The organism is Spirulina sp. CCNP1310, assembly GCF_034932185.1.
Taxonomy (GTDB): domain Bacteria; phylum Cyanobacteriota; class Cyanobacteriia; order Cyanobacteriales; family Spirulinaceae; genus Spirulina.
The window spans coordinates 1-22,343 of sequence record NZ_JAYGHW010000048.1; the positions used below are offsets into that span (position 1 = coordinate 1).

20 protein-coding genes and 2 tRNA genes are annotated in these 22,343 nt (G+C 53.3%); 11 read left to right on the forward strand and 11 right to left on the reverse strand.

Going from position 1 to position 22,343, the window contains the following annotated elements:
• Window positions 1–145 precede the first annotated feature (145 nt).
• Complete coding sequence (locus VB712_RS10105) at window positions 146–1,159, reverse strand: formamidase (RefSeq protein WP_323254438.1); 1,014 nt, start codon at window positions 1,157–1,159, stop codon at window positions 146–148.
• A 111-nt stretch (window positions 1,160–1,270) separates the two neighbouring features.
• Window positions 1,271–1,362: transfer RNA gene (locus VB712_RS10110), tRNA-Ser, on the reverse strand.
• Window positions 1,363–1,488: 126 nt separating this feature from the next.
• On the opposite strand from VB712_RS10110, the gene sfsA reads away from it, so the two are divergent.
• From sfsA to VB712_RS10130, 4 genes are all read left to right on the forward strand, one after another.
• Window positions 1,489–2,232 (forward strand): DNA/RNA nuclease SfsA, encoded by a 744-nt coding sequence (gene sfsA / locus VB712_RS10115; RefSeq protein ID WP_323254439.1) that lies wholly within the window; start codon window positions 1,489–1,491, stop codon window positions 2,230–2,232.
• 1 nt (window position 2,233) lies between these two features.
• Window positions 2,234–2,674, forward strand: a complete 441-nt coding sequence (locus VB712_RS10120; protein ID WP_323254440.1) for a heavy metal-responsive transcriptional regulator — start codon at window positions 2,234–2,236, stop codon at window positions 2,672–2,674.
• Window positions 2,675–2,785: 111 nt separating this feature from the next.
• A complete protein-coding gene (locus VB712_RS10125; RefSeq protein WP_323254441.1) occupies window positions 2,786–3,295 on the forward strand; it encodes a hypothetical protein in 510 nt (169 codons plus the stop codon).
• A gap of 1,134 nt (window positions 3,296–4,429) precedes the next feature.
• On the forward strand, window positions 4,430–4,687 hold the full coding sequence (locus VB712_RS10130; protein WP_323254442.1) for a hypothetical protein: 258 nt from the start codon (window positions 4,430–4,432) through the stop codon (window positions 4,685–4,687).
• A gap of 87 nt (window positions 4,688–4,774) precedes the next feature.
• Here VB712_RS10130 and VB712_RS10135 read toward each other — a convergent pair whose 3' ends face one another.
• The 5 genes from VB712_RS10135 to tig form a co-directional block, all read right to left on the reverse strand.
• Window positions 4,775–5,938, reverse strand: coding sequence for a GuaB3 family IMP dehydrogenase-related protein (locus VB712_RS10135; RefSeq protein WP_323254443.1), 1,164 nt, complete (start codon window positions 5,936–5,938; stop codon window positions 4,775–4,777).
• Window positions 5,939–6,000: 62 nt separating this feature from the next.
• On the reverse strand, window positions 6,001–6,843 hold the full coding sequence (locus VB712_RS10140) for an alpha/beta hydrolase (protein ID WP_323254444.1): 843 nt from the start codon (window positions 6,841–6,843) through the stop codon (window positions 6,001–6,003).
• 15 nt (window positions 6,844–6,858) lie between these two features.
• Entirely contained in the window at window positions 6,859–8,205 is a 1,347-nt protein-coding gene (gene clpX / locus VB712_RS10145; protein WP_323254445.1) for an ATP-dependent protease ATP-binding subunit ClpX, read from the reverse strand.
• Window positions 8,206–8,214: 9 nt separating this feature from the next.
• Window positions 8,215–8,847, reverse strand: coding sequence for an ATP-dependent Clp endopeptidase proteolytic subunit ClpP (clpP, locus tag VB712_RS10150; RefSeq protein WP_416236309.1), 633 nt, complete (start codon window positions 8,845–8,847; stop codon window positions 8,215–8,217).
• A gap of 195 nt (window positions 8,848–9,042) precedes the next feature.
• On the reverse strand, window positions 9,043–10,452 hold the full coding sequence (gene tig, locus VB712_RS10155) for a trigger factor (protein ID WP_323254446.1): 1,410 nt from the start codon (window positions 10,450–10,452) through the stop codon (window positions 9,043–9,045).
• A 412-nt stretch (window positions 10,453–10,864) separates the two neighbouring features.
• Between tig and VB712_RS10160 the strand changes: the two genes are divergently transcribed.
• The 4 genes from VB712_RS10160 to VB712_RS10175 all read left to right on the forward strand — a co-directional run bounded on the left by VB712_RS10160 (window position 10,865) and on the right by VB712_RS10175 (window position 15,642).
• Complete coding sequence (locus tag VB712_RS10160; RefSeq protein WP_323254447.1) at window positions 10,865–11,914, forward strand: aspartate-semialdehyde dehydrogenase; 1,050 nt, start codon at window positions 10,865–10,867, stop codon at window positions 11,912–11,914.
• A 169-nt stretch (window positions 11,915–12,083) separates the two neighbouring features.
• Window positions 12,084–12,986: a 4-hydroxy-tetrahydrodipicolinate synthase gene (gene dapA, locus VB712_RS10165; RefSeq protein WP_323254448.1), complete on the forward strand. Its 903-nt coding sequence runs from the start codon at window positions 12,084–12,086 to the stop codon at window positions 12,984–12,986.
• 11 nt (window positions 12,987–12,997) lie between these two features.
• Window positions 12,998–14,779 (forward strand): ribonuclease J, encoded by a 1,782-nt coding sequence (locus tag VB712_RS10170; protein ID WP_323254449.1) that lies wholly within the window; start codon window positions 12,998–13,000, stop codon window positions 14,777–14,779.
• Window positions 14,780–14,874: 95 nt separating this feature from the next.
• On the forward strand, window positions 14,875–15,642 hold the full coding sequence (locus VB712_RS10175) for a hypothetical protein (RefSeq protein ID WP_323254450.1): 768 nt from the start codon (window positions 14,875–14,877) through the stop codon (window positions 15,640–15,642).
• Window positions 15,643–15,864: 222 nt separating this feature from the next.
• On the opposite strand, the gene VB712_RS10180 is transcribed toward VB712_RS10175, so the two are convergent.
• Both VB712_RS10180 and VB712_RS10185 read right to left on the reverse strand, forming a co-directional pair.
• A complete protein-coding gene (locus tag VB712_RS10180) occupies window positions 15,865–17,184 on the reverse strand; it encodes a hypothetical protein (protein WP_323254451.1) in 1,320 nt (439 codons plus the stop codon).
• Window positions 17,185–17,348: 164 nt separating this feature from the next.
• A tRNA-His gene (locus VB712_RS10185) sits at window positions 17,349–17,421 on the reverse strand.
• Window positions 17,422–17,535: 114 nt separating this feature from the next.
• Between VB712_RS10185 and VB712_RS10190 the strand changes: the two genes are divergently transcribed.
• The 3 genes from VB712_RS10190 to VB712_RS10200 are packed head-to-tail and all read left to right on the forward strand — an operon-like array spanning window position 17,536 to window position 20,443.
• A complete protein-coding gene (locus VB712_RS10190) occupies window positions 17,536–17,946 on the forward strand; it encodes a DUF4359 domain-containing protein (RefSeq protein WP_323254452.1) in 411 nt (136 codons plus the stop codon).
• A 32-nt stretch (window positions 17,947–17,978) separates the two neighbouring features.
• Window positions 17,979–19,520, forward strand: a complete 1,542-nt coding sequence (gene lnt, locus VB712_RS10195; protein WP_323254453.1) for an apolipoprotein N-acyltransferase — start codon at window positions 17,979–17,981, stop codon at window positions 19,518–19,520.
• 50 nt (window positions 19,521–19,570) lie between these two features.
• Window positions 19,571–20,443, forward strand: a complete 873-nt coding sequence (locus tag VB712_RS10200) for a 6-carboxytetrahydropterin synthase (protein WP_323254454.1) — start codon at window positions 19,571–19,573, stop codon at window positions 20,441–20,443.
• Between the two features lie 382 nt (window positions 20,444–20,825).
• Here VB712_RS10200 and cbiQ read toward each other — a convergent pair whose 3' ends face one another.
• Together cbiQ and VB712_RS10210 are read right to left on the reverse strand one after the other, a co-directional pair.
• Window positions 20,826–21,587: a cobalt ECF transporter T component CbiQ gene (cbiQ, locus tag VB712_RS10205; protein ID WP_323254455.1), complete on the reverse strand. Its 762-nt coding sequence runs from the start codon at window positions 21,585–21,587 to the stop codon at window positions 20,826–20,828.
• The gene (locus VB712_RS10210) at window positions 21,584–22,186 is read right to left on the reverse strand and encodes a hypothetical protein (RefSeq protein ID WP_323254456.1); all 603 of its coding nucleotides are present in this window, start codon (window positions 22,184–22,186) and stop codon (window positions 21,584–21,586) included. Before VB712_RS10210 ends, cbiQ begins: the two co-directional genes overlap by 4 nt.
• Window positions 22,187–22,343 lie beyond the last annotated feature (157 nt).

Here is a 22,343-nt window from a genome sequence, read left to right on the forward strand (position 1 = left end):
GGCATACCGGAACTTTTGCGCGAGACGCAAGCAACGCTTCAGGAGAATCGACCTCTACTTTGGCTGGAGTCATCCTGTCTGAGCAAGTTGGCTCGTTGAGTGAAGAATCCCCGTCGCTTTAGCGCGGAGAGTGTCAAGGGAAGGATCAAGCAATGGGGTTAATCTCCGGGCCGCCGTAGGTGCGGGTGGGGGCGGGGAAGCCGCAGGATGTGCCGTCAGTATGCACCACCTGAGCTTCCCAGGGGAGACGGTACTCCCCTTTGACTAAATCCTGCATATAGGTATAGGGGCAATCCTGCGCCCCCCCTTTGACCGCTACATAGCCGCGATGGCCAAACTGATAGATATTGTTCTCCACACCCCAATGCTGGCGGGCTTCCCGCACCAGATCGGGGCGGACTTCGGCGGTGATGATTTCATTGGGGCGATCGCTCCCCATCACCAAAGGCATCCCGTCAAAATTAACAATCATCCCCTCCCCCATGGAATCAAACGTACCATCCGTGCCGCACATACAGACCGAAGCCGTATACATCAGATTACAAAAGGCGTTGGCCTGGTTTGTAATCCGCCAACTGTGGCGAATGGGGGCGGTATAGCCCGCTGTGCGGATCATAATTTCCGCCCCCTTATAGGCACATTCCCGCGCCATTTCCGGGAACATCCCATCATGGCAAATAATTAACGCCAACGTGCTGCCATTGGGCCCCTCACAAACCGGAATCCCCACATTGCCAGGCTCCCAAGGCTCCACCGGAATCCAAGGATGCAGTTTGCGGTAATAGAGTTTGATTTCCCCTTGATCGTTGATGATCAGACCGCTGTTGTAGGGGTTGCCTTGGGGGTTATATTCCATGATCGAAAAACAGCCCCAGATCCGATGTTCTCGACAAGCAGATTGAAAGGCCGCCACTTCCGGGCCATCGATGCGGCACATGATCGCCGGGTTCGTATCCATGGATAAACCGTGGAGAGCATATTCCGGGAAAACAACCAGATCCATTGCGGGGAGATTGTGCCGCGCCTTGGCCACTAAACTGCAAATGCGATCGGTTTGTTGCGCCAGATCATTGGGGGTGACAACGTTGGGGAGTTGCAGTTGCACCATGCCCAAAACAACACCGTTAGGGCTTTTATTCAGGCCGCCTAATCCGCTCATGATGCTTGCTCCTGTTCAATCAATGATCCACTGCTGGGAAATGTTCTGCCCCAAATCAAAAAACAGTCTAGAACAATGGGGGCGTTCTAGACTGGCGGCTTGGGTTATAAACGGAGAGGGAGGGATTCGAACCCTCGGTACGGTCTTGCGATTCGTACAACGGATTAGCAATCCGCCGCTTTCGACCACTCAGCCACCTCTCCAGATGACTACCGAATTGTAATTATAGACAAATGTTTTTCTAAATGCAAGACTGGAGGGCGAAAAATTTTCATCCCTCCAGCCAAGAGGGCAAAAGATTTTTTGCCCCTACATCATCCCCAATTCCCTTGAACATCCCCCTCTATACCTACCCTCCCCTCCTCCCCGGTCGCCTCCTCAAACGCTACAAGCGGTTTTTTGCTGATATTGAACTGGATTCGGGGGAGGTGATTACGGCCCATTGCCCGAATACGGGGCCGATGACGGGGGTTTGTACGGTGGGGCAGCCGGTGCAGGTTTCCGAGAGTGATAACCCGAAGCGGAAGCTGCGCTATACCTGGGAGTTGATCCAAGTGCCGGATCATGGGGGGACTTGGGTGGGGGTGAATACGGGGTTGCCGAATCGGATTATTAAAAGTGCGTTGGTGGCGCAGCAGTTGCCGGAGTTGGCGGGGCGTTATGCCCAGGTGCGGCCGGAGGTGGCCTATGGGGCGGGGGGGAAGAGTCGCATTGATTTTTTGCTCACCGATGGGCAGGGGGAAAACCCGATCTATGTGGAGGTGAAAAATACGACCTGGACGGCGGGGCGGACGGCGGTTTTCCCCGATACGGTGACGACGCGGGGCCAGAAGCATTTGCGGGAGTTGATGGCGTTGGGGGCGCAGGCTAGGGCGGTGATGATTTATTTCATTAATCGGGGGGATTGTGGGGATTTTGCGCCGGGCGATCGCGCTGATCCGGTGTATGGGGAATTATTTCGGGAGGCGATCGCCTCTGGTGTGGAAATTCTCCCCTATCGCATGGCCGTTTCTCCTGAAGGGGTTAATTTGCAAGGGTTGGCCCCCATTCAGTTACATCAGCCGGGGGATTGAAATGGCGGGAAATTTAAAAATTGGTGAGGTGGCGGCCCAGAGTGGTCTTTCGGTGAAGACGATTCGTTTTTATGCAGAGTCGGGGTTATTAAAGCCGGTGATGGGGCGATCGCCCAGTGGTTATCGGCTGTTTACCCCAGGGGTGTTGAATCGTTTGGCATTCATTAAGCGATCGCAATCCTTGGGGTTAAGCTTGCAAGACATTCAAGAATTGCTCAATGTCCATGATCGAGGCAGTTTACCCTGTGGAGCAGTGAAGGCGCGGCTCGATGCCAAATTACAGGATATTCAAGCTCAAATTGCCGCCTTGGCCATTCTCCAAGCGGAGTTAGAAGGGATTCTCTCCGGTTGGCAGGATCAACCCCCCGCCCATCTGATCGGGCAAACAATTTGCCCCAATTTGCAACAACCGACAGCAGGAGTGAGGGAAAAAGCAATGTAGGGGCAAAAAATTTTCGCCCCCCACATCTACCTACAGGCCCGGCTAATTTCAAATTCCCATCGCCCCAAGCCCTAAAATACAAACAACCACGCCTGTTATTTTCATCTTTTCATGAATTATCTGATTGCCGTATTCCCCGATCGCATCACCGCTGAAGCCGCCTATACTGCCCTCGAAGGGGCCAATCTGCCGATGGAGCAGGTGACAATTCTCGGCCGAGGCTATAAAACCGCCGATGAATTTGGCCTGATTGATCCCAATCAAAAAGCAAGGGAACAGGCCAAGCTGATGGCCTTCTGGCTTGTCCCTTTTGGGTTTGTGGCAGGGTTTACGTTTAATGCGATTACCCACATTAATTTATTTAGTTGGACGAATGAACTGGGTAATCACCTCCTGGGGGGCCTGTTTGGGGCGATCGGTGGTGGCATGGGCAGCGTTTTTGTCGGGGGCGGTGTGGGGATTTCCTCCGGTAGTGGCGATGCACTGCCCTACCGCAATCGCCTAAATGCGGGGAAATATTTGGTGGCGGTGAAAGGCTCTAAAGCCATTCAACAACGGGCAACGGCGATTCTCGAAGCCTGTCAGCCGGAGAATCTCCAAGGCTATTTTGAACTTACCTAAGAGGTTAGGATGGATCAGTTTTCCGACAATCCGACGGCTTGGCTGGATCGGTTGGCGATGGTGGGTTATTTGGGGTTTGCGGCGTTTATTGCTTGGCAGGTGATGGTGCGCTCCAAGTAACATCCTCTCCACCCAATCGCTAGCCAAGCTTTCAGCTATGGTTGGAGTACTGCGAAGGTGTTTGAGCGTAGGGGCGAAAAATTTTCGCCCCTACGCCGATCTTTGGTATGAGTCCTCACGATTCTGTCTAATGCGATAGAAAACCCCGAAGGCTGCGAGAGCGATGGCAAAGTGCAGCAAGGGCTGCTGCTTGTAGGGAAGATGCCTGCTTTGAGAGATTTATTGAGGGGTATCTCACATTCCGCAGGTTAAGACCAATGATGCCAGTGAACGGTGCGTCAGACACCATCCACCAGCATCATTGCATCCGTTCTCAGTATGAGAACAATTCTCGCGGTATGACCCCTCAGGCCAAAAACATCATTTTTCTTTTGAGGATTGCTCTATAGACGAGATTTTTGGCTCGAAAACACCTGAAAAATTCATAATGAGAATTGCTCGCATCATTGATCTGCCCTAATGCCAAAGAGCAGGATAACGGTTGACGCACCATTGATTGAGCAACCTGCGGGAGGTCGGCTGTTGAGTAAGACTCACAACGGCGGATCACCCTACAACTCTCCTTGTTCATTGCCTGAAACCAAAACGATCCGGACGGTGAACTGTGATCTGAGTAACTACGGAAGCCAGATCTGATCACCAATAATCGGTAATCCTGGAGAGACATTGTGAGGGAGTCATAAAAAATACTAAAGAAAATATTAAAAAAATAAAAACCTTGTTTTAAAGGGACTAGGCTGAATTTAGTTAATTTCTGTGCATTTTCTCTATTTTTCTTGGTTTTGCATTCGTTCTTCTTGATCCCTGATGTGAATACTTACACAATAAGCTCTCAAGATTAACGAAACGTTACGGAGAAACTGGAGCTGATTTATTTTGTATCTATTTATTACACACGAAGAATTTCGTGAAAGCCAACAAGCATCATAGAAAGTATTCGTGTGGTCTGTGCCCCTTCTTCGCCTCCCCCTCACACCCATGTATAATAAAAACTTTTCAACATCGAGCTGCCGCTTGTGTTCTTACTATCACCCTCAGGGCCGCCGGGGGGGTGAATGCCAACAACTGGGCGTTCCTGTCAAGGGTTGTTGGGCTGCCTGTAGCCTCGCTACCCATCCCTTTGCGGCTGCTCCGAGTTTAGAGCCGATTTTAGAGCCTACGTTAGAGTCGAATATTGTCCATCTGGAGCAAGCTCTGTCTTTAGATTGTGAGAGTGGGGCGATCGCTCCCCTTGCCACCACCGACTCCTCCCCGCTCCCCCTTTCCCATTAGTTTCATGTTGTCCGCACCTTCCATAAAAAAACAGCCAGGCTGACCCCCTGGCTGTTTTGATCATGGTGTTAAGGGATTGAGGGGATGCTATTTCCCCATGCCCAACTGTTGGGCTTTTTGGTAAACCTTCCCCTCGGTGAGTAACGAGGGGGCGATCACCACTTCCACCTGCTGCATTTCCTTGAGGTTTTTCGCTCCCAGGGTTCCCATGCTGGTTTTTAAGGCTCCTAGCAAGTTGTGAGTACCATCATCGAGCTTGGCGGGGCCGGTCATGATTTGGGCGATGGTTCCCGTGGTTCCCACATTAATTCGGGTTCCCCTGGGGAGGACGGGGCTAGGAGTAGCCATGCCCCAGTGGTAGCCCCGGCCAGGAGCTTCAGCAGCGCGAGCAATGGGGGAGCCAATCATCACCGCATCGGCCCCGCAAGCAATACATTTACAAATATCGCCCCCCGTCACAATCCCCCCATCGGCAATGATCGGCACATAGCGGCCGGTTTGCTGCTGGTATTCATCACGGGCGGCGGCACAGTCAGCGACGGCGGTGGCTTGGGGAACGCCTACGCCCAACACGCCGCGAGAGGTACAGGCGGCTCCTGGGCCAATGCCCACTAACACCGCTGCGGCTCCCGCTTGCATCAGTTGCAAAGCCACTTCGTAGGTGACGCAGTTGCCGAGGGCAACGGGCATCGGCATTTCTGCACAGAATTTCGCTAGGTCGAGGGGGGTAATTTCCTCGGGGGAGAGGTGGGCGGTGGAGACGACGGTGGCTTGAATGAGGCAGAGGTCGGCCCCGGCTTCTGCCACCACAGCGCCATATTTGGCAGCCCCAGCGGGGGTGAGACTGACGGCAGTTTTACCCCCTTGGGCTTTAATTTCGGTAATGCGTTGGCGGATCAGTTCCGGTTGAATCGGGGCGGCGTAGAGTTCCTGCATTAAGCCCACAAACTCATCTTTGCCCACCGCTGCAATTTTATCGAGGATGGGGTTCGGATCGGCGTAGCGGGTTTGAATGCCTTCGAGGTTAAGGACACCCAAAGCCCCTAATTTGGAGAGGTGGGCGGCCATGGCTACATCCACCACGCCATCCATGGCGCTGGCGAGGATGGGAATTTCTAACTCAATTCCCCCGATGGTGAATCGCGTATCCGCTAACGCCGGATCTAGCGTTGATCGACCGGGAACTAAGGCAATTTCATCAAAACCGTAGGCCCGTCGTGCGGTCTTGCCGCGTCCAATTTGAATGCTCACTGCGCTATTTTTCCCTTCCCGAAGCTATTCAGACTAGGCTATCAGATTTTTGGAATTTTCTGCTAGGTGCGATCGCCTAAAAACCCCTGTACTAAAGGCAAATAGGCTCCGGGTACTTCCAACATCGGGAAATGGCCAGTTTTGGGGAGTTCGGTATGGGTGATGCGGGGATTGAGGGCGGCAGCACTGTGGCCGAGGCGGGGGGGGATGATTTGATCCTGTTGGCCGGAGATTAATAATGTGGGGGTTTGGAAGGATTGAAAAACTTGGGGCATTTCGATGGCCGCCTGTTCACTGACGGCGGTGTAAATCGTCCCCAGGGCGGCGTTTTGATCCGCCATCAGGTAATCGGCTAAAAAGGTGCGGCTGATGGCACTGGGGAGGGGGCGATGGAGAAAGCGGCTCATAAATAAATGTTCCGCGAGGGGGACATGGAGCATCCAGGGAAAGCGGAACTTAACCACATACTCACTGGCCCAATGAAAAAGGCTAAACGTGAGGCGATTGTACTCGAAAATGCCGCTACAGGTGAGAATGAGGCGATCTAAGCGTTGGGGGTATTGTTGGGCAAAAACGGCGGCGATGGAAGCCCCCAAGGAATGGGCATTGAGGGAGATGCGATCGCACTTGAGGTGATCGAGGAGTAACCGCAAATCCTCAGCATAGTCCGCCAAACCATAGGGTAAATCAATATTGGGGGGTTGGGGGGATCTGCCAAAACCCCGCAGATCATAAAGGAGACAATCAAAGCGATCGCTCAAGGCCGCCGCCGTCGTCTGCCAATACCGGGCCGATCCCCCCCAACCATGGATAAATACCAAAACCGGCTTCGGTGCAGAGCCAGCCGCCCCCCGCACCCATTCGTAATAATGGGGAACCCCCCGAATCGTTACCGTTTCCCCCATTGCCGATTTCCCTGCTTAAGCTGACTCCGGTTTTGGCAATGTCGAAGGATGTAACAACAATTCCGCCGTTGAGCGTTTTTCCACCATTTCCGGCGTGATCACACAACAATGGACATCCTGGCGGGAGGGCAATTCATACATCACTTCTAGCATTAACTCTTCAACAATGCCCCGCAATGCCCGCGCTCCGGTTTTACGGCGGTAGGCTTCTTGGGCGATCGCCCGAATCGATTCCTGCTTAAACTCCAGTTGGACATTATCCATCAACAGCAGTTTTTGATACTGCTTCACCAACGCATTGCGTGGCTCCGTCAAAATCGCCACCAACGCCTCCTCATCCAGGGGATGAAGCACCGCCGCCACCGGAACCCGACCGATAAACTCCGGAATTAAACCGAACTTCACCAGATCCTCCGGCTCCAACTGCTTGAGCACATCCGCTGTGCGCTGCTCCTTGGATTGGTTTTCGCCGGTACGAACAAAGCCCATAGACTTTTTCCCCGCCCGCCGCTCCACCACTTTATCGAGGCCCACAAAAGCCCCCCCACAGATAAACAGGATATTGCTCGTATCAATTTGAATGCAATCTTGATAGGGATGTTTCCGGCCCCCTTGGGGGGGAACATTGGCGATCGTCCCTTCCAGCATTTTTAATAAAGCCTGCTGTACTCCTTCCCCAGACACATCGCGGGTAATGGAAGGATTCTCACTTTTACGGGCAATCTTATCAATTTCATCAATGTAGATAATCCCCCGCTGGGCCTCCTCCACATCAAGATCTGCCACCTGCAACAGCCGCAGCAGAATATTTTCCACATCCTCGCCCACATAGCCTGCTTCCGTGAGGGTGGTGGCATCCGCCACCGCAAAGGGGACATCGAGAATTTTTGCTAAGGTTTGGGCCAGGAGGGTTTTACCGGAGCCGGTGGGGCCAATGAGGAGAATATTGGATTTTTGAAGCTCTACAGACTCTTCGGCTCCCCCTTTCGCGGTGGTGGGCTTGGTTTGGAGAAAACTGAGGCGCTTGTAATGGTTGTACACCGCCACCGATAACACCTTTTTCGCCTCATCCTGACCAATCACATGCTCGTCAAGATAGCGCTTAATATCCGTGGGTTTGGGGATATGGTTGAAATTCAACCGCTCAGAAGGGGTACGACGTTTGGGGGGATGTTCTTCCGCGTGGGGAACGGGCTGGGTGGCAGGGCTAGAGGAATCAATCAGTTCCTCATCCAAAATCTCATTACACAGCTCTACACATTCATCACAAATATAGACTCCGGGGCCAGCAATTAGCTTTCGCACCTGTTCTTGGGACTTGCCACAGAAGGAGCATTTGAGATGGGAGTCGTATTTCGGCATTTTGACCTCTTACTGAAGTGCAGCAACAGTGGCAGCAACATTAATTTGCGGCAGGGCTGAGGCGTTAATCACTTGATCAATTAACCCATAGGCTTGGGCTTCGACGGAGGACATATAAAAATCCCGCTCCGTATCTTGGGTAAGCCGTTCTAAAGATTGACCGGTATGCTCGGCTAGCAGTTCATTGAGTTGCTGTTTGATATACAGGATTTCTTTGGCTTGAATTTCAATATCCACTGCCTGCCCCTGAGCACCACCGAGGGGTTGATGAATCATGATGCGGGAACTGGGTAAGGACATCCGCTTGCCTTTCGTACCACCGGAGAGGAGAAATGCCCCCATGCTGGCGGCGATGCCGTAGCAAATGGTGACAACATCGGGGCGAATTTGCTGCATGGTGTCGTAGATGGCCATCCCCGCATAGACGGAGCCACCGGGGGAGTTAATGTAGAGTTGAATATCTTTTTCTGGATCCTCAGCATCTAAAAACAGCAGTTGGGCCACCACAGAATCGGCGATGGTATCGTCGATCGCACTTCCTAAAAAAATAATCCGTTCGCGGAGGAGCCGTGAATAAATATCAAAGGCTCGTTCTCCCATGCCGGACTGTTCGACCACCATGGGGACAATGGCTTGACCCATGGCGTGATAGTTGTAGCTGGATTCGTTCGGTAAGCAGATGGAGGTGGCTTGGGATGTGATCATGCTGAGGGTCAGAATTGAGAAAGCAGCGTTCTTCTACTTGTTCACTATTATGCCTTATGTGCTGGAAGACGTGGGGAATTGAGCCGAAATAGATTGGCGAGATGGAATCGTTAGATCCCATCTCGCTGGTGATTATTCTTCTTCGGTGCTTGTCTCCTCCACTTCTGCCTCGGTTGCGGTGGCAGCCATGGCCTCGGCTGACTTCTCATCTGCTGCTGCGGTGAGGGTTCCCTTGGGTACTAATTCCACGGTGACATTTTCCCGCAGCCATGCCAATACCTGGTTTTCTACCAATTCTTTGGTGACAAATTCCCGCAGACGGTCTCGGTCAATGTTCTGGCCGCCCAACTGTTCGAGAATCCCCTTCATTTTTGTTTCCACCGCTTCCGGATCAGCGGCGATCGCCTCACGGCGGGCCACTTCTTCGAGGGCCAAGGTGGTTTTGAGCCGCTCGATCGCCTCCGGACGGGCATTTTCCCGCAAGGTGGGCATCATATCGGCATTGAGGATCGTTTTCATATCCAGGCCGTATTGCTCCATTTCGGCAACGGTCTGGCGGATCGTCATGTCCACCTCTTGCTGAATCAGGGTTTCGGGGGGGTCAACGGTGGTGATTTTGAGCAGTTCAGCGGCGATCGCCCCCTCAATACTGGCGTTGGTGGCATTTTCCGCCTGCTTTTGATATTGAGCTTCGAGATCCGCCCGTAGTTCCGCCAGGGTTTCAAAGCGGCTCACTTCATCGGCAAAATCATCATCGAGTTCCGGCAGTTCTTTCTCTTTAATTTCCAGCAATTTCACCGCAAATTGGGCCTGTTGACCGGCGAGATCTTCGCGGGCATAGTCCTCCGGGAAAGAAACCACAATATCTTTTTCCTCCTCAGGATTCATGGCCTCGATCCCCGCGATTAAGTCTTCGAGGAATTTATCCGGCTCTAACTCCAGTTGAAAATCCGTGGCTTCCGCACCCGTAATCACCTCGGTGCTCACCTCGCCATCAACGATCAGCCGACCGCTATAGTTGACCACCACCACATCCCCCCGTTGGGCCGCCCGGCCTTCCACCGGTACGAGGGTAGCAACCTTGGATTGCTGTTCAGCGAGGAAGCGATCAACCTGGGCCGGGTCGTACAGCGTTTCTTCCGCCTTGACATGGAGGGCTTGATAATCGCCAATTTCCACCTCCGGCGGCACATCCATCGAAGCGGCGAAGGTCAGCACCTCACCGGGTTTGTAGCGATTGAGCAGTTCCTCAATCCCTGGCTCAATCTTGTAGTTGCCCAAGGCATCAATTTCTTGATCCTTGACGGCTTGCATGACCGTATCCTGCACCAAATTTTCGAGAGCTTCTGCCCGAATCCGTTCGGGGCCTAAGCGTTGGAGCAGGATGGGGCGGGGAACTTTGCCCTTGCGAAACCCAGGAATCCGCACCGTCTGGGCCAAGTTTTTAACGACTTTTTCATAAGCCTGCTTGGATTTGTCGGCGGGGATTTCAATGGTAAGGGTAACTTGACTTTTCGGTGATTTTTCCTGGGATACTTTCATGGACAACTCGTTTTGCAAACCGTAAACTTATGGAGTAATTGCCAGCCCGACACAATCGTACTCACCCTGGCCAACCTTCGGGTTCATAGGCGGGTTTATTAGGGGCGGCTTAATCAATGGGGTTGATCTTGATGACATGGCCCGATTGCCTATGATAGAGGTTAATTCCCTCAATCCGCACCCTCAGACAGGGCGAGGTCTGCCTAGAAAATCTAGACAGCCCTGAGATCATAGTACAATGCTAGGGTTATCTCGTTGCCGCTTTCAATGTTAGGGTTCAGTAAAAGCCAGCGGCAGGGATCTGAAGCGAGTTGGGGCGAGGGTCAACCCCCATCACTCATTTTTCGGTGTTCAGCGTGTTCGTGATGTTTGTTTTGATTGTTTCACTACTTATCTTTGGAGGTTTGTTAATTTGACCAATTCATTGCGGGTTGCCATTTTGGGCGCAACCGGAGCCGTGGGGACGGAGTTGATTCACCTGCTGGAGTCCCGTCAATTTCCTTTGTCATCGCTGAAGCTGTTGGCTTCCCCCCGTTCAGCGGGACAACATTTAACCTTTGGGGGGCGATCGCTCCCTGTTGAAGTCGTCAATGAGCAATCCTTTGCCGATGTGGATCTGGTGCTGGCTTCAGCGGGAGGGAGTATTTCCCAAACCTGGGCCGCCCCAGCCGTAGCCGCCGGAGCGGTTTATATCGACAACTCCAGCGCCTTTCGGATGAACCCGGATGTGCCGTTAATCGTGCCGGAGATTAACCCCGAAGCCGCCGCCGACCATGAGGGGATCATTGCGAACCCCAACTGCACGACAATCCTGATGGGGGTGGCGATCTATCCCCTCCATCAAGTGCAACGGATTCGCCGTATTGTTGTCGCGACCTATCAATCCGCCAGCGGGGCCGGGGCGCGGGCGATGGCGGAAGTGCAACAACAGGCCCAAGCCATCCTCAACGGCGAAACCCCCCAAGCGGAAATCCTCCCCTATCCCCTCGCCTTTAACCTCTTCCCCCACAATTCCCCCCTCAATGATCAGGGCTATTGTCAGGAGGAGATGAAGATGGTGCAGGAGACGCGCAAGATTTTTGGCGATGCCGATCTGCGGATTACGGCCACCTGTGTGCGGGTTCCCGTCCTCCGCGCCCATTCTGAAGCCGTTAACCTGGAGTTTGACGCTCCCTTTCCTGTAGACCAGGCGCGGGACTTGATCGCCCAAGCCCCAGGGGTGCGCCTTGTGGAAGATTGGCAACGGAACTATTTCCCGATGCCCAGTGAGGCCTCTGGGGAAGATGCGGTGTTAGTGGGCCGGATTCGCCAGGATATTTCTAACCCCCAAGGTTTGGAATTGTGGTTGAGTGGGGATCAGATCCGCAAAGGCGCGGCCCTCAATGCGGTGCAAATTGCGGAATTGTTGCTAGAGCGGGGTTGGGTCAAACCCAAATCCGCCCGATTGGCCGTCACCCATTAGGGGTTAGAGTCTGAAAAGAAAGAGATCGCGGTGATGAGTCTTGAACGACGGCCACCCGTTCAATCACAGCGGTGGCCCAAGGATCTCCTGTTCCCCGTTCCCCCTCAACGGGTCAAACTTGAGAACGTTTGTTAACGTGATATGTAATTCTGTAGGAGATGATGACAGTGTGAGTGAATTTGGCAATGTTGCAACGGCAATGATTACGCCGTTCACGGCAGCGGGGCAGGTAGACTACGCCACCACGGAAAAGTTAGCGGCCCATCTTGTTGCCCATGGCACCGATACCATCCTCGTTTGTGGCACAACGGGGGAATCCCCCACCCTCTCTTGGGAGGAAGAGTTTGAACTGTTTCGAGTGGTGAAGCAGGCGGTGGGCGATCGCGCTAAGGTGATGGCAGGCACGGGGTCGAATTCTACCCAGGAGGCGATCGCCGCCACCCAAAAGGCCGCCAAACTGGGTCTCGATGGCACATTACAGGTCGTACCCTATTACAACAAACCCCCCCAAGCGGGTCTCTATCAGCATTTTGCGGCCATTGCCCAGGCCTGCCCCGATCTGCCGATGATGCTCTACAACATTCCCGGCCGCACCGGGCAAGCCCTCCAGCCGGAAACCGTCGCCCGCTTGGCTGAAATTGAGAGTATTGTGGCGATTAAAGAAGCCAGCGGCAGTTTAGATATTGCCAGCCAAATCCGCGCCCTCACACCGCCGGATTTTGCCCTCTATTCTGGGGATGACTCCCTGACGTTGCCCCTGTTGGCCATTGGGGGAACGGGCGTGGTCAGTGTTGCTAGCCATCTCGTTGGCGATGACCTCCAGGGGATGATTCGGGCCTTTAATGCCGGTGAAGTGCGCACCGCCCAAGGGATTCATCTCCGCCTCTTTGAACTGTTCAAAGTGTTATTTTGCACCACCAATCCGATTCCGATCAAAGCCGCCCTGGCGTTACAGGGCTGGTCTGTGGGCCGGGTGCGATCGCCCCTTTGCGACATTACCCCAGACCAAGAAGCACAAATTAAAACCGTTCTCACCCAGCTTGATCTGTTAACCCAAACTCCTGAGCCATAAACCCCATACCTATGACGAAACCCAATCTTAAATCCGCCCCCTTGAAAATTATTCCCCTCGGTGGCCTCCACGAAATCGGTAAAAATACTTGCATTTTTGAGTACCAAGATGAAATGGTGCTTTTGGATGCGGGCATTGGCTTCCCCACCGATGGCATGCATGGGGTTAATGTTGTCCTGCCGGACATGACCTACGTTCTTGAAAATCGCCACAAGATCAAAGGCATGATCGTCACCCACGGTCACGAAGACCACATCGGCGGCATTGCCTACCACCTCAAGCAGTTTGATATTCCCCACATCTACGGCCCCCGGTTAGCCATGGCCCTGTTGCGGGATAAATTGGCCGAAGCTGGAGTGAGCGATCGCACCAAAATCCACACCGTCGGCCCCCGGGACATGGTACGGATCAGCCCCGCCTTCCTCGCGGAATACATCCGCAACACCCACTCCATGGCTGACAGCTTCAGCGTTGCCATCCATACCCCTCTCGGTGTCGTCATCCATACCGGCGACTTCAAAATTGACCACACCCCCGTCGATGGCGAACATTTCGACCTGCAAAAACTCGCTGAACATGGCGAGAAAGGCGTACTCTGTCTCCTGAGCGACTCCACCAACGCCGAAGTCCCCGGCTACACCCCCTCAGAAGAATCCGTCCGCCCCAACTTGGATCGCGTCATCGCCCAAGCCCCCAAACGGATCTTTATCACCACGTTTGCCTCCTCGGTGCATCGGGTCAACATCATCCTCAGCCTCGCCCAAAAGCACAACCGCAAAGTAGTCGTCGTGGGCCGCTCCATGCTCAACGTCATCGCCCATGCGCGGGAACTGGGTTATGTCAAATGCCCCGATAGTCTCTTTGTTCCCCTCAAACAGATGCCCAGCATCCCCGATGAACAGGTGTTAGTATTAACCACCGGCTCCCAAGGGGAAGAACTCGCGGCCCTGACACGCATTTCTAAAGGCGAGCACCGTCAAGTACGCATCAAAGCCGGAGATACCGTCGTCTTTTCCGCCAACCCGATCCCCGGCAACACCCTAGCGGTTGTGGATACCATCGATCGCCTGATCATGATGGGCGCTCACGTCATCTACGGCCGTAACCAGGGGATCCACGTTTCCGGCCATGGCTCCCGGGAGGATCATAAACTGATGCTCAACCTCACCCGGCCAAAATTCTTCATGCCCGTCCATGGTCAATACCGGATGCTCGTGGAGCACGCCAAAATGGCCCAAAGTATGGGCATCCCCGCCGACAATATGGTGATTATCAACAACGGCGACATTGTGGAACTCACCCCAGAACGGATTCGCATTGCCGGTCAAGTGCCTTCCGGGATTAAACTCGTCGATGGTTCCGGCATTGTCCATGATCATGTGATGAAGGAGCGGCAACAGTTAGCAGAAGACGGCGTAATTACGATCGCCGCTGCGGTGGATTGGCAACTCAACCTTTTGGCCCGGCCCGAAATTCATTTCCGGGGTGTGGCCAGTACCCTCGATCCGGAAATGTTCCGTCAGATGGTCAATCGCAATGTGGCGCGGGTGTTAAGTGAGCGCGGCTCTGAGTTCACGAGCAACACCAACAACGGTGGCCCCCCGGAAGTCGATTGGACAGGCTTAAAAACGGAAATTGAGGGTAGCATCATGCGCTTAATTCGCCGCGAACTCAACTGCCGTCCTTCGGTGGTGTTCCTGTTGCAAACCCCCGATGTCGATGCCGCCGCACCGCCCACCCATAGCAGTTCTCCCCGACGACGGCGACGCTCGACAGCTTCGGCGGTCTCTTAACCCCCCTGCGTTGTGAGGAAAGAGGATTGAGCAAAGAGAAGATGCCATTTTCTCCCTCACTCCTCACTCCTTCTTATTGTTTGCCCCTCATCCCCATGACTCCCGATCCAAAAACTTCAGCCTCCGTTTTGGAACTTCAGGAACTGGCGATCCAAATTACCGCCCAGGATTTTCGTCCTGGGCTGATGAGTTTGGACGTTCTGAAAATGAGTGGTGTCATTCCTGCGGATTGGGAACTGTCCCAAAACCCGATTCAGGGTCAAAATGCGGCGCAACTCTCGTTTACCAATGGTTTAAACTTGGTAGCACAACCCCAAAGGCTAATGTTTTTAGAGCAAATGGGGGGCGGCGGGATGATCGAGGGGCCGGCGATCGCCCAAGCCTATCTCGAAAAATTCCCCCATGCAGATTATCAAGGGCTGACCATTGCCCCCAAAGTCCTTCTCGGCTTCCCTGAACACAGCGAAGCCCCCCGCCAATTTATGACCCAAAAGCTCTTGGCTCCAGGCAGTTGGCAACAAATGGGCAATGATCCCCTGCGAGCCGCCGTCACACTCCACTACACGCTCAAGCGTTGCCCCTTAAGTATCAATATCAGCGAAGTGCAGTTAAACCAGCCTCCCCATGGGATTATTTCCGCACTACTGTTCACAGGCAATTTTAACTACACAATCCCCTCTGAAATGAGCGAATCCAAGGCAGTATTTCTCAGTAAGCGGGTGAGTCTCTGGCAAACAGACACCACGCAATTTCGCGAAGTGGTCTATAAAAAATTCCTCAACAGTAGCCTTACTCCTTCTACAACTCCCAATGGTTCCGCTCCCTCGAAAACCAACGCTTCGATTTTTCCCGATTTAACCTAATCGGTAATCCTAAATCCGATATTTCCCAGGTTGCTTAATAATATGGTGAGTCAGCCGTTAAGCTGCTCTTTTGCCCTATGGATTCATCGATCTGACGCACCCTACAATTCAACTGTAGAGTGCGTCAGACTGGATCAATGCTGATAGGGGTGGTTGAATAGTGTCTGATGAATCGTTCACTAACATCATTCATCTTAACCTGCGGAATGTAAGCTCAATGACTCAATAGGGAAAACTGGTTTCTAGTGAGTGAGAATGAATTAGTCCATGATTGGTGAGGATTGATTCAATGGTTTTTGAACTAACATGAAAGTATTCGGCAGCATCTTCTAGGGCAGATTCTGAATAGTCAAAGTTCAAGAAACTCATCAAACTGTTGACTGGACAAAGCAGTTCTGCGGCAAAAGCCCGTTGAGATTTTTGCCTTGATGTTTTAAGACCTGTACTTGCCAACCAGGATGACTCACAATTGCCATAAAGCAAGGCATCACCAATAAGCCGAGCTAACTCAAAACGTTTGCCAGTGGGATGCTTTTTTGTAAGGTAAAACTTTAATCTGTCATGGTTGGATGGAATTGCAATGGAAATCTTTTGTTGGCTTGGTGAATCGAAGGCTTCATTTTGAAATTTCGGTAAACTCAGTAATTCATAAAGTTGTTCATCCTGAATGGCTTTATCACCTAGATCAAGTTGATTTCGTAACAGGGTTGCACCCTCTTTTCCTTTTTGCCAAGGGATTTCCGAAAGTTCTGCTAATCTCACAGGATCAATGGAGACTTGCGGTTGTCCCTTGATAGCTTTTCCTGCGGTGATTTGAGCGATCGCCTCACTCAGGGGCTTTGCTGCCGATAGATTTTGACTGCAAGCCGGGGCTACCTCTGAAAATGTTGCTTTTCCCATGCGCTCAACCCAATTAAGGGCATCGATGACAATACTTTCAGGACAATCATCGGGATCGAAACCTAATTGAGCTTCACAACGACGATATTGATTGGCATTGGCATCCTCCCGTTCTTCCTGCACTTCTTGCCAAAGGTTAGCCAGTGGACTCTTTAAAACTTCCGTTGCATCAAGGCGACAGATTACGGATTGAATAAAATTCGTGATCGTTTGTTCAAATTCAAGCAAATTGACCGTAAAGGGTTGCTCCAATCGGTTCAGGTATCGCACCGATTGTTGAGTTTTTGGCTCAGATGCTGTTGACCATAACTGCATGGATTGCGTATCTGAAGCAAAAATCACTCGCGGCCAAATAAATCCTTGATTTGCTGCTGTTAACTCATGGGCCATCCGCCAACTAATGGAGGGTTGTGCTGGCGGCAAAGGCTCATACAGTAAACGCCACCATGAAGATACGAGCCATGCCGCAAGGGGATAGGCGGAAACCAAAACGCGATCACGGATTGTTTTCGACCAAATATCCTCATGCTCTGTAAGACTGATATCCCCCACCCTTAGCCCCAACATTCCCATTGTTTGTCGGATCTCTGGAGAATCATTGCCACTGGTCAGCCAATCAATATCAAGACTGAGTGCGTTCACGGCGCATCCTCCATTGTTTAATCACTTCTTGGCAAAAGGGATCTTCTCGCTGCATTGGATAACCATGGTATATTCCCCGATCAGAGATCTATCCGCACATTCAGAAGATCACTCTCTTGAAAGGAACTGATCTGGCCTAATGGAGGCGATAGAGGAAGATTGAGGGCGAACGACGGGACTCGAACCCGCGAGTGGTGGAACCACAATCCACTGCCTTAACCACTTGGCTACGCTCGCCGTGCTGCGCTTAAGCAGTATAGCAGATATTTTGGAACTAAAGCTAGGGTATCCTCGTATTTTAAGGGGGGGATTGTTGATCCCCGCTAGCCAAGCCGCAAGGACAGGATTTTTATGAAGCTATGGCAAACGACTGTGAGTATTGCAGGGGGGGCGATCGCCCTTCTGGGGGTAGGCCTCGCCATGACCAACCCTGGGCCAACGGCCTATGAAGATTTTGCCGTCCACCAATTAACCCGCTATCTGCAAACCAATATTTGCCAAGAGCTACCTCCGCAACTGCGGCAATTTTCCGAGCAATGCCGCTCTTTGGGGTCGACGCTCCTCGATACCGCCCGGCCTCAACTGCAAAACCTGATCGCCCAAAATACCCGCCGGGAAAATTACCTCCTCTTCAGCATCTACCGCACGGGTTTTTCTTCTCCCCCTCTGCCCCGTGGCTATGAGTTTGAAACCTTGGGGGTGTTTGGCCAATTTTATATTTATCAAATGGTGGCAGAGGGGAGTGGCGATCGCAACCCCTAGCCCCACCCCCATGGTTAATCAGGATCAATAAGATGATTGTGCAGATTTTGCGGCGATGGATGGGTTGGCGAGGGGTGATGTTAGGCCTGGGGGCCGGCGCGTTGGTGGGGATCAGCCCCGCGCCGCTGGGGGCGTTCCCCCTCGCTTGGGTGGGTTTGGCTCCTCTGTGGTGGGGGGTGATGGGGGCGAAAACGGGGCGGTGGCGGCTGGCCTTGGCTTGGGGTTGTGGCTTCCATGGCTTGGCTTTGGCCTGGATTACGGGGATTCATCCCATGACTTGGATGGGTGTGCCTTGGGGGGCAAGTTTGGCGATCGCCCTCCTTTGTTGGCTCCTGATTACCCTTTGGGGGGCGGCGGTGGTGGTGGTGTGGGGGGAGGTGATGGGGCGATTTGCCCCCAAAGTAGGCTGGCAAAATCTGCTGTTTGGGGCAGCGCTGTGGTGTAGCCTCGAAACCCTGTGGCAATGGGGGCCGCTATGGTGGTCGTCTTTGGCCTATACCCAAAGTCCGGGCAATCTCGCCCTGCTCCATTGGGGGCGCATTTCTGGGCCAACGACGGTGACGTTTTTATTGATGGTGGTGAATGGGGCGATCGCCCAAGCTTTCCTCACCCCGAAACGGCGCTTCTGGGCCGGGGGCGCAATCAGTTTGCTGATCCTCATCCATAGCCTCGGGGCAGTTTGGAGTCAACAACCCCTTAGCCCTGGTGAACCCTTAAAAGTCGGAATGATTCAGGGCAATATCCCCAATGAAATCAAGCTTTATCCGACGGGTTGGAGTCGGGCGATCGCTGGCTATACCACAGGTTACGAAACCCTAGCCCAACAGGGGGTAGAGGTGATCCTCACCCCGGAAACCGCCTTACCTTTTCCTTGGGAAGAACTGGTACAAAATCACCATCCCTTTTACCAGGCCGTAGAGCGCCAAGGTGTGCCGGTGTGGTTGGGGGCCTTTGGGCAAAGGGGAACGAGTTACACCAATAGCCTGTTCACAATTACCGGCGCGGGGGAACTCTATAGCCGTTATGACAAGGTGAAGCTGGTTCCTTTGGGGGAATATATCCCCTTTCAAGCCATCCTAGGGGGCGTGATTAATCGCCTTTCCCCCCTGGATGCCCATCTCGCCGCCGGTTCCCCCGCGCAGCTTTTTGATACCCCCTTTGGGCGGGCGATTGTCGGCATTTGCTATGAATCCGCCTTTCCCCGCCATTTTCAACGCCAAGCCGCCGCTGGGGGGGAATTCATCCTCACGGCATCCAACAATGCCCATTACAGCCCCGCTATGCCCGCCCAACACCATGCCCTCGATGTGATGCGGGCGATCGAATTGGATCGCTGGGCGGTGCGGGCCACCAATACGGGGTATTCGGCGATCGTTACGCCCCACGGTGAAACCCTGTGGATTTCGGGGATTAACACCTACGAACTCCACACCGCCACCATTGAACGACGACAAACCCGAACCCTCTACAGCCAATGGGGGGATTGGTTGAGTTTGGTTTTGGGGTTGATGGTGTTGAGCTTGGCGTACTTTGCCGCGCAACAGAGACGGCGAGATCTCCCTCGGAATAGCTGAAATTGGTATCCTAGAGATACGCCTTCACAAAACTTTAATTTTTACCCCCCATGAAATGTATTATTCACCGTCGCGCTCAGTTTGCGGCCAGCCATCGCTATTGGCTGCCGGAATGGAGCGAGGCGGAAAACTTGGCTCGGTTTGGTTGCTGTAGCCGTTTTCCCGGCCATGGCCATAACTACACCCTCTATGTGTCCCTAGAGGGGGATTTAGATCAATATGGCATGGTGCAAAATCTGTCCGATGTGAAGCACGCCATCCGCACCGCTGTGATTAATGACCTGAATTTCAGCTATTTGAATACCGCTTGGCCGGAATTTGAGCAAACGCTGCCGACGACGGAAAATGTCGCCCGTGTGATTTGGCAACGCCTTGCGCCGCACCTGCCTTTAGTCAATATCCAACTTTTTGAACACCCGGAACTCTGGGCCGATTACTCTGGAAATGCCATGGAAGCCACACTGACAATTAGCACTCATTTTAGTGCTGCCCACCGCCTTGCCCTCGATAGCCTTGATTTTGATCAAAATGTGGCGATTTATGGCAAATGCGCCCGCCCCAATGGCCATGGCCATAACTATCACCTGGAGGTGAGCATTGCCGGGGAAATTGACCCGCGCACGGGGATGATTGTCGATTTGGTGGAATTTCAAAAGGTGGTGGATGATTTGATCGTGGAGCCGATGGATCACACATTTTTAAATAAAGACATCCCCTATTTTGCCGATGTTGTGCCGACGGCGGAAAATATTGCGCTCTATGTGGCTCAAACGTTGCAGGGGCCTTTAGGGGCTTTGGGGGTGACGTTGGATCGGGTGAAGCTGATTGAAAGCCCGAATAATTCTGCTGAGATTTTCTGTCGTCGGGGGGCAACGATTCCAACGACGGCGGCGGCGAAGGAACCAGCTTTGGCGGGTCGGTAGGATTGGCTTGGGGGTGTTGGCATAAGCCTGCCGGAGGCACAAAGATTTTTCGCCCCTAGATAACCCCGCCATGAGCCAATCAGGCGGCAGAGCGGCCTAGGGTTCGTGCCATGGCAGAGCCATGGTACGAGGTTTTGGTTTGTGCGATCGCAAAGCGATGACAGAAGGTTGGGGGGATGATTTTAAAAAAAATCTGGGGTGGGGGGTGACACCCCTCATTGAGGGTGCTATAGTGAGAACTGTAGATGCACCCTGATGATTGGGGGAGCCGCTCAGGTGGCTCTCTTTTTTTTTGGCAATTTTTGATCGCCTTCAGTCCATAGCGTCTGATTGCGCTTTTGGGGGAGCGGACTGAACCGCACTACGAACGATGATGCTTGGGTTACTGGCCGGCGATCGCCACCCCCCCCGCTACCACAAGGGCGATCGCCGTTGCGCCCCAACTGGCCAGGGGAATTGGCTCGTTTCCGGGGGGGCGAGGCATTGCGCCATAGCCCCGGAGAATCATTGCTTGATAGACCCTTGTTGCTTGGTCATAGCTGCGAATCAGTAAACTACTGGCCAACTGGGCATAGCAGCGCAGCGTCCGGCGGGAGAGGCGACTTCCCCCATAGCCAAACCCCCGTAAGGCCATGGCCTGCTGCATACGGCGGCGGTTGCCATCAAATTCCTGTAAATAGCGGTAGGTGAGGAGGGCCATATCCACCAAGAGGGGAGGCAAACCGAGCGATCGCATCGCCCGTAAATTTTGCGCTAAGGGCGTTGTGCCGAAGAGAATCACCGTCACCGTGACGATGGCCAAAAACCGCACCCCCACCCGCACCACGGTGAGCAAACCCTCCTGACTGAGGCGCAAGATTCCCCATTGCCAGAGCACCGTTTCCCCCCCAGCAAAGGGTACCAACAGCACGACCATGGCGATAAAGATCCCCGGATAGCGCAATTGGGCTAACCCAAACCGCCAGGGGAGGCGCGATCGCCCATAGAGCAGGAGGGCGATCGCCACCATCACCGGCAAGACCCGCACATTTTGCACCGAACCAAAGGCAAAAATTAACGCCAGCAACCCGATGAGTTTAGCGCGAGGTTCCCAACGGTGCAGGGGGGAACGCAAATGAGCATAGCGGTCAATATTGAAACTCAAGGGATGTTCTGGGAAAAATTCACAAAGCTAAAGGGGTCGCGGCGGGACGGTTCGAGATCAATGGTACAGCGGTTCACAGCCTCCGCCTCTGGACTACAGGTATAGAGTGCCACACATTTAGCCGCCCCATTAAAGACCCGCAGTTGATAGCCCGCTCGCTGGGCAGTTTGGCCAAAATGATTGACAATGCGGTACTGCTCCAGGCTATCCAACTGGGCCCATTGAGTACGATTAACAATTAATTCCACCCGCTGTTGCTCCGGTAACACCAGCCAATTTTCCACCACCGCCGGCCGCTGCCCAAATAATTGCTCCCGCGCCCACCACAAACTCGGCTGGCTCATTTCCGTTTGGGAAACCCAACCCGCCGAGCCAATGCCTTGGTCTGCTAAAGCGGCGGGATCTTCTAACCCGGCTAACAACCCTTGATCGAGGGTACAACCGAGGAGGGCTTGACGAAAAAAGTCGCCAAAACTTTCACCCACGATTCCGGTCGGTTCTGGGGTTGGGGTGAGGAGGGGTTGAGCAAGGGCGATCGCCCCATGCCAAGCCCACCAGAGGCTTAATCCCCCCAGGGAGCAGATTGTTTTGCGAATCATTGCCCCTCTTGATTAAAAACTGCTTTTTGCTTCACTCTAGAACTTTTCCCTGTCGATCGCCACTAAAAAAGGGGAGCGATCGCCCCCCTTCATCCCATCAGATCAGCAATCAGTTAACCCGCTTTTTGCTCCTCGATGACGGTTAGTTCATCCACCA

Coding starts and splice junctions, on each gene's coding strand:
- clpP (WP_416236309.1), bottom strand. CDS start 8,847: ATGGGTCAAGCCATTGTCCCCATGGTGGTCGAACAGTCCGGCATGGGA.
- VB712_RS10190 (WP_323254452.1), top strand. CDS start 17,536: ATGAAGCTATGGCAAACGACTGTGAGTATTGCAGGGGGGGCGATCGCC.
- VB712_RS10210 (WP_323254456.1), bottom strand. CDS start 22,186: ATGATTCGCAAAACAATCTGCTCCCTGGGGGGATTAAGCCTCTGGTGG.
- tig (WP_323254446.1), bottom strand. CDS start 10,452: ATGAAAGTATCCCAGGAAAAATCACCGAAAAGTCAAGTTACCCTTACC.
- VB712_RS10105 (WP_323254438.1), bottom strand. CDS start 1,159: ATGAGCGGATTAGGCGGCCTGAATAAAAGCCCTAACGGTGTTGTTTTG.
- VB712_RS10200 (WP_323254454.1), top strand. CDS start 19,571: ATGAAATGTATTATTCACCGTCGCGCTCAGTTTGCGGCCAGCCATCGC.
- clpX (WP_323254445.1), bottom strand. CDS start 8,205: ATGCCGAAATACGACTCCCATCTCAAATGCTCCTTCTGTGGCAAGTCC.
- VB712_RS10170 (WP_323254449.1), top strand. CDS start 12,998: ATGACGAAACCCAATCTTAAATCCGCCCCCTTGAAAATTATTCCCCTC.
- VB712_RS10120 (WP_323254440.1), top strand. CDS start 2,234: ATGGCGGGAAATTTAAAAATTGGTGAGGTGGCGGCCCAGAGTGGTCTT.
- VB712_RS10175 (WP_323254450.1), top strand. CDS start 14,875: ATGACTCCCGATCCAAAAACTTCAGCCTCCGTTTTGGAACTTCAGGAA.
- VB712_RS10125 (WP_323254441.1), top strand. CDS start 2,786: ATGAATTATCTGATTGCCGTATTCCCCGATCGCATCACCGCTGAAGCC.
- VB712_RS10140 (WP_323254444.1), bottom strand. CDS start 6,843: ATGGGGGAAACGGTAACGATTCGGGGGGTTCCCCATTATTACGAATGG.
- lnt (WP_323254453.1), top strand. CDS start 17,979: ATGATTGTGCAGATTTTGCGGCGATGGATGGGTTGGCGAGGGGTGATG.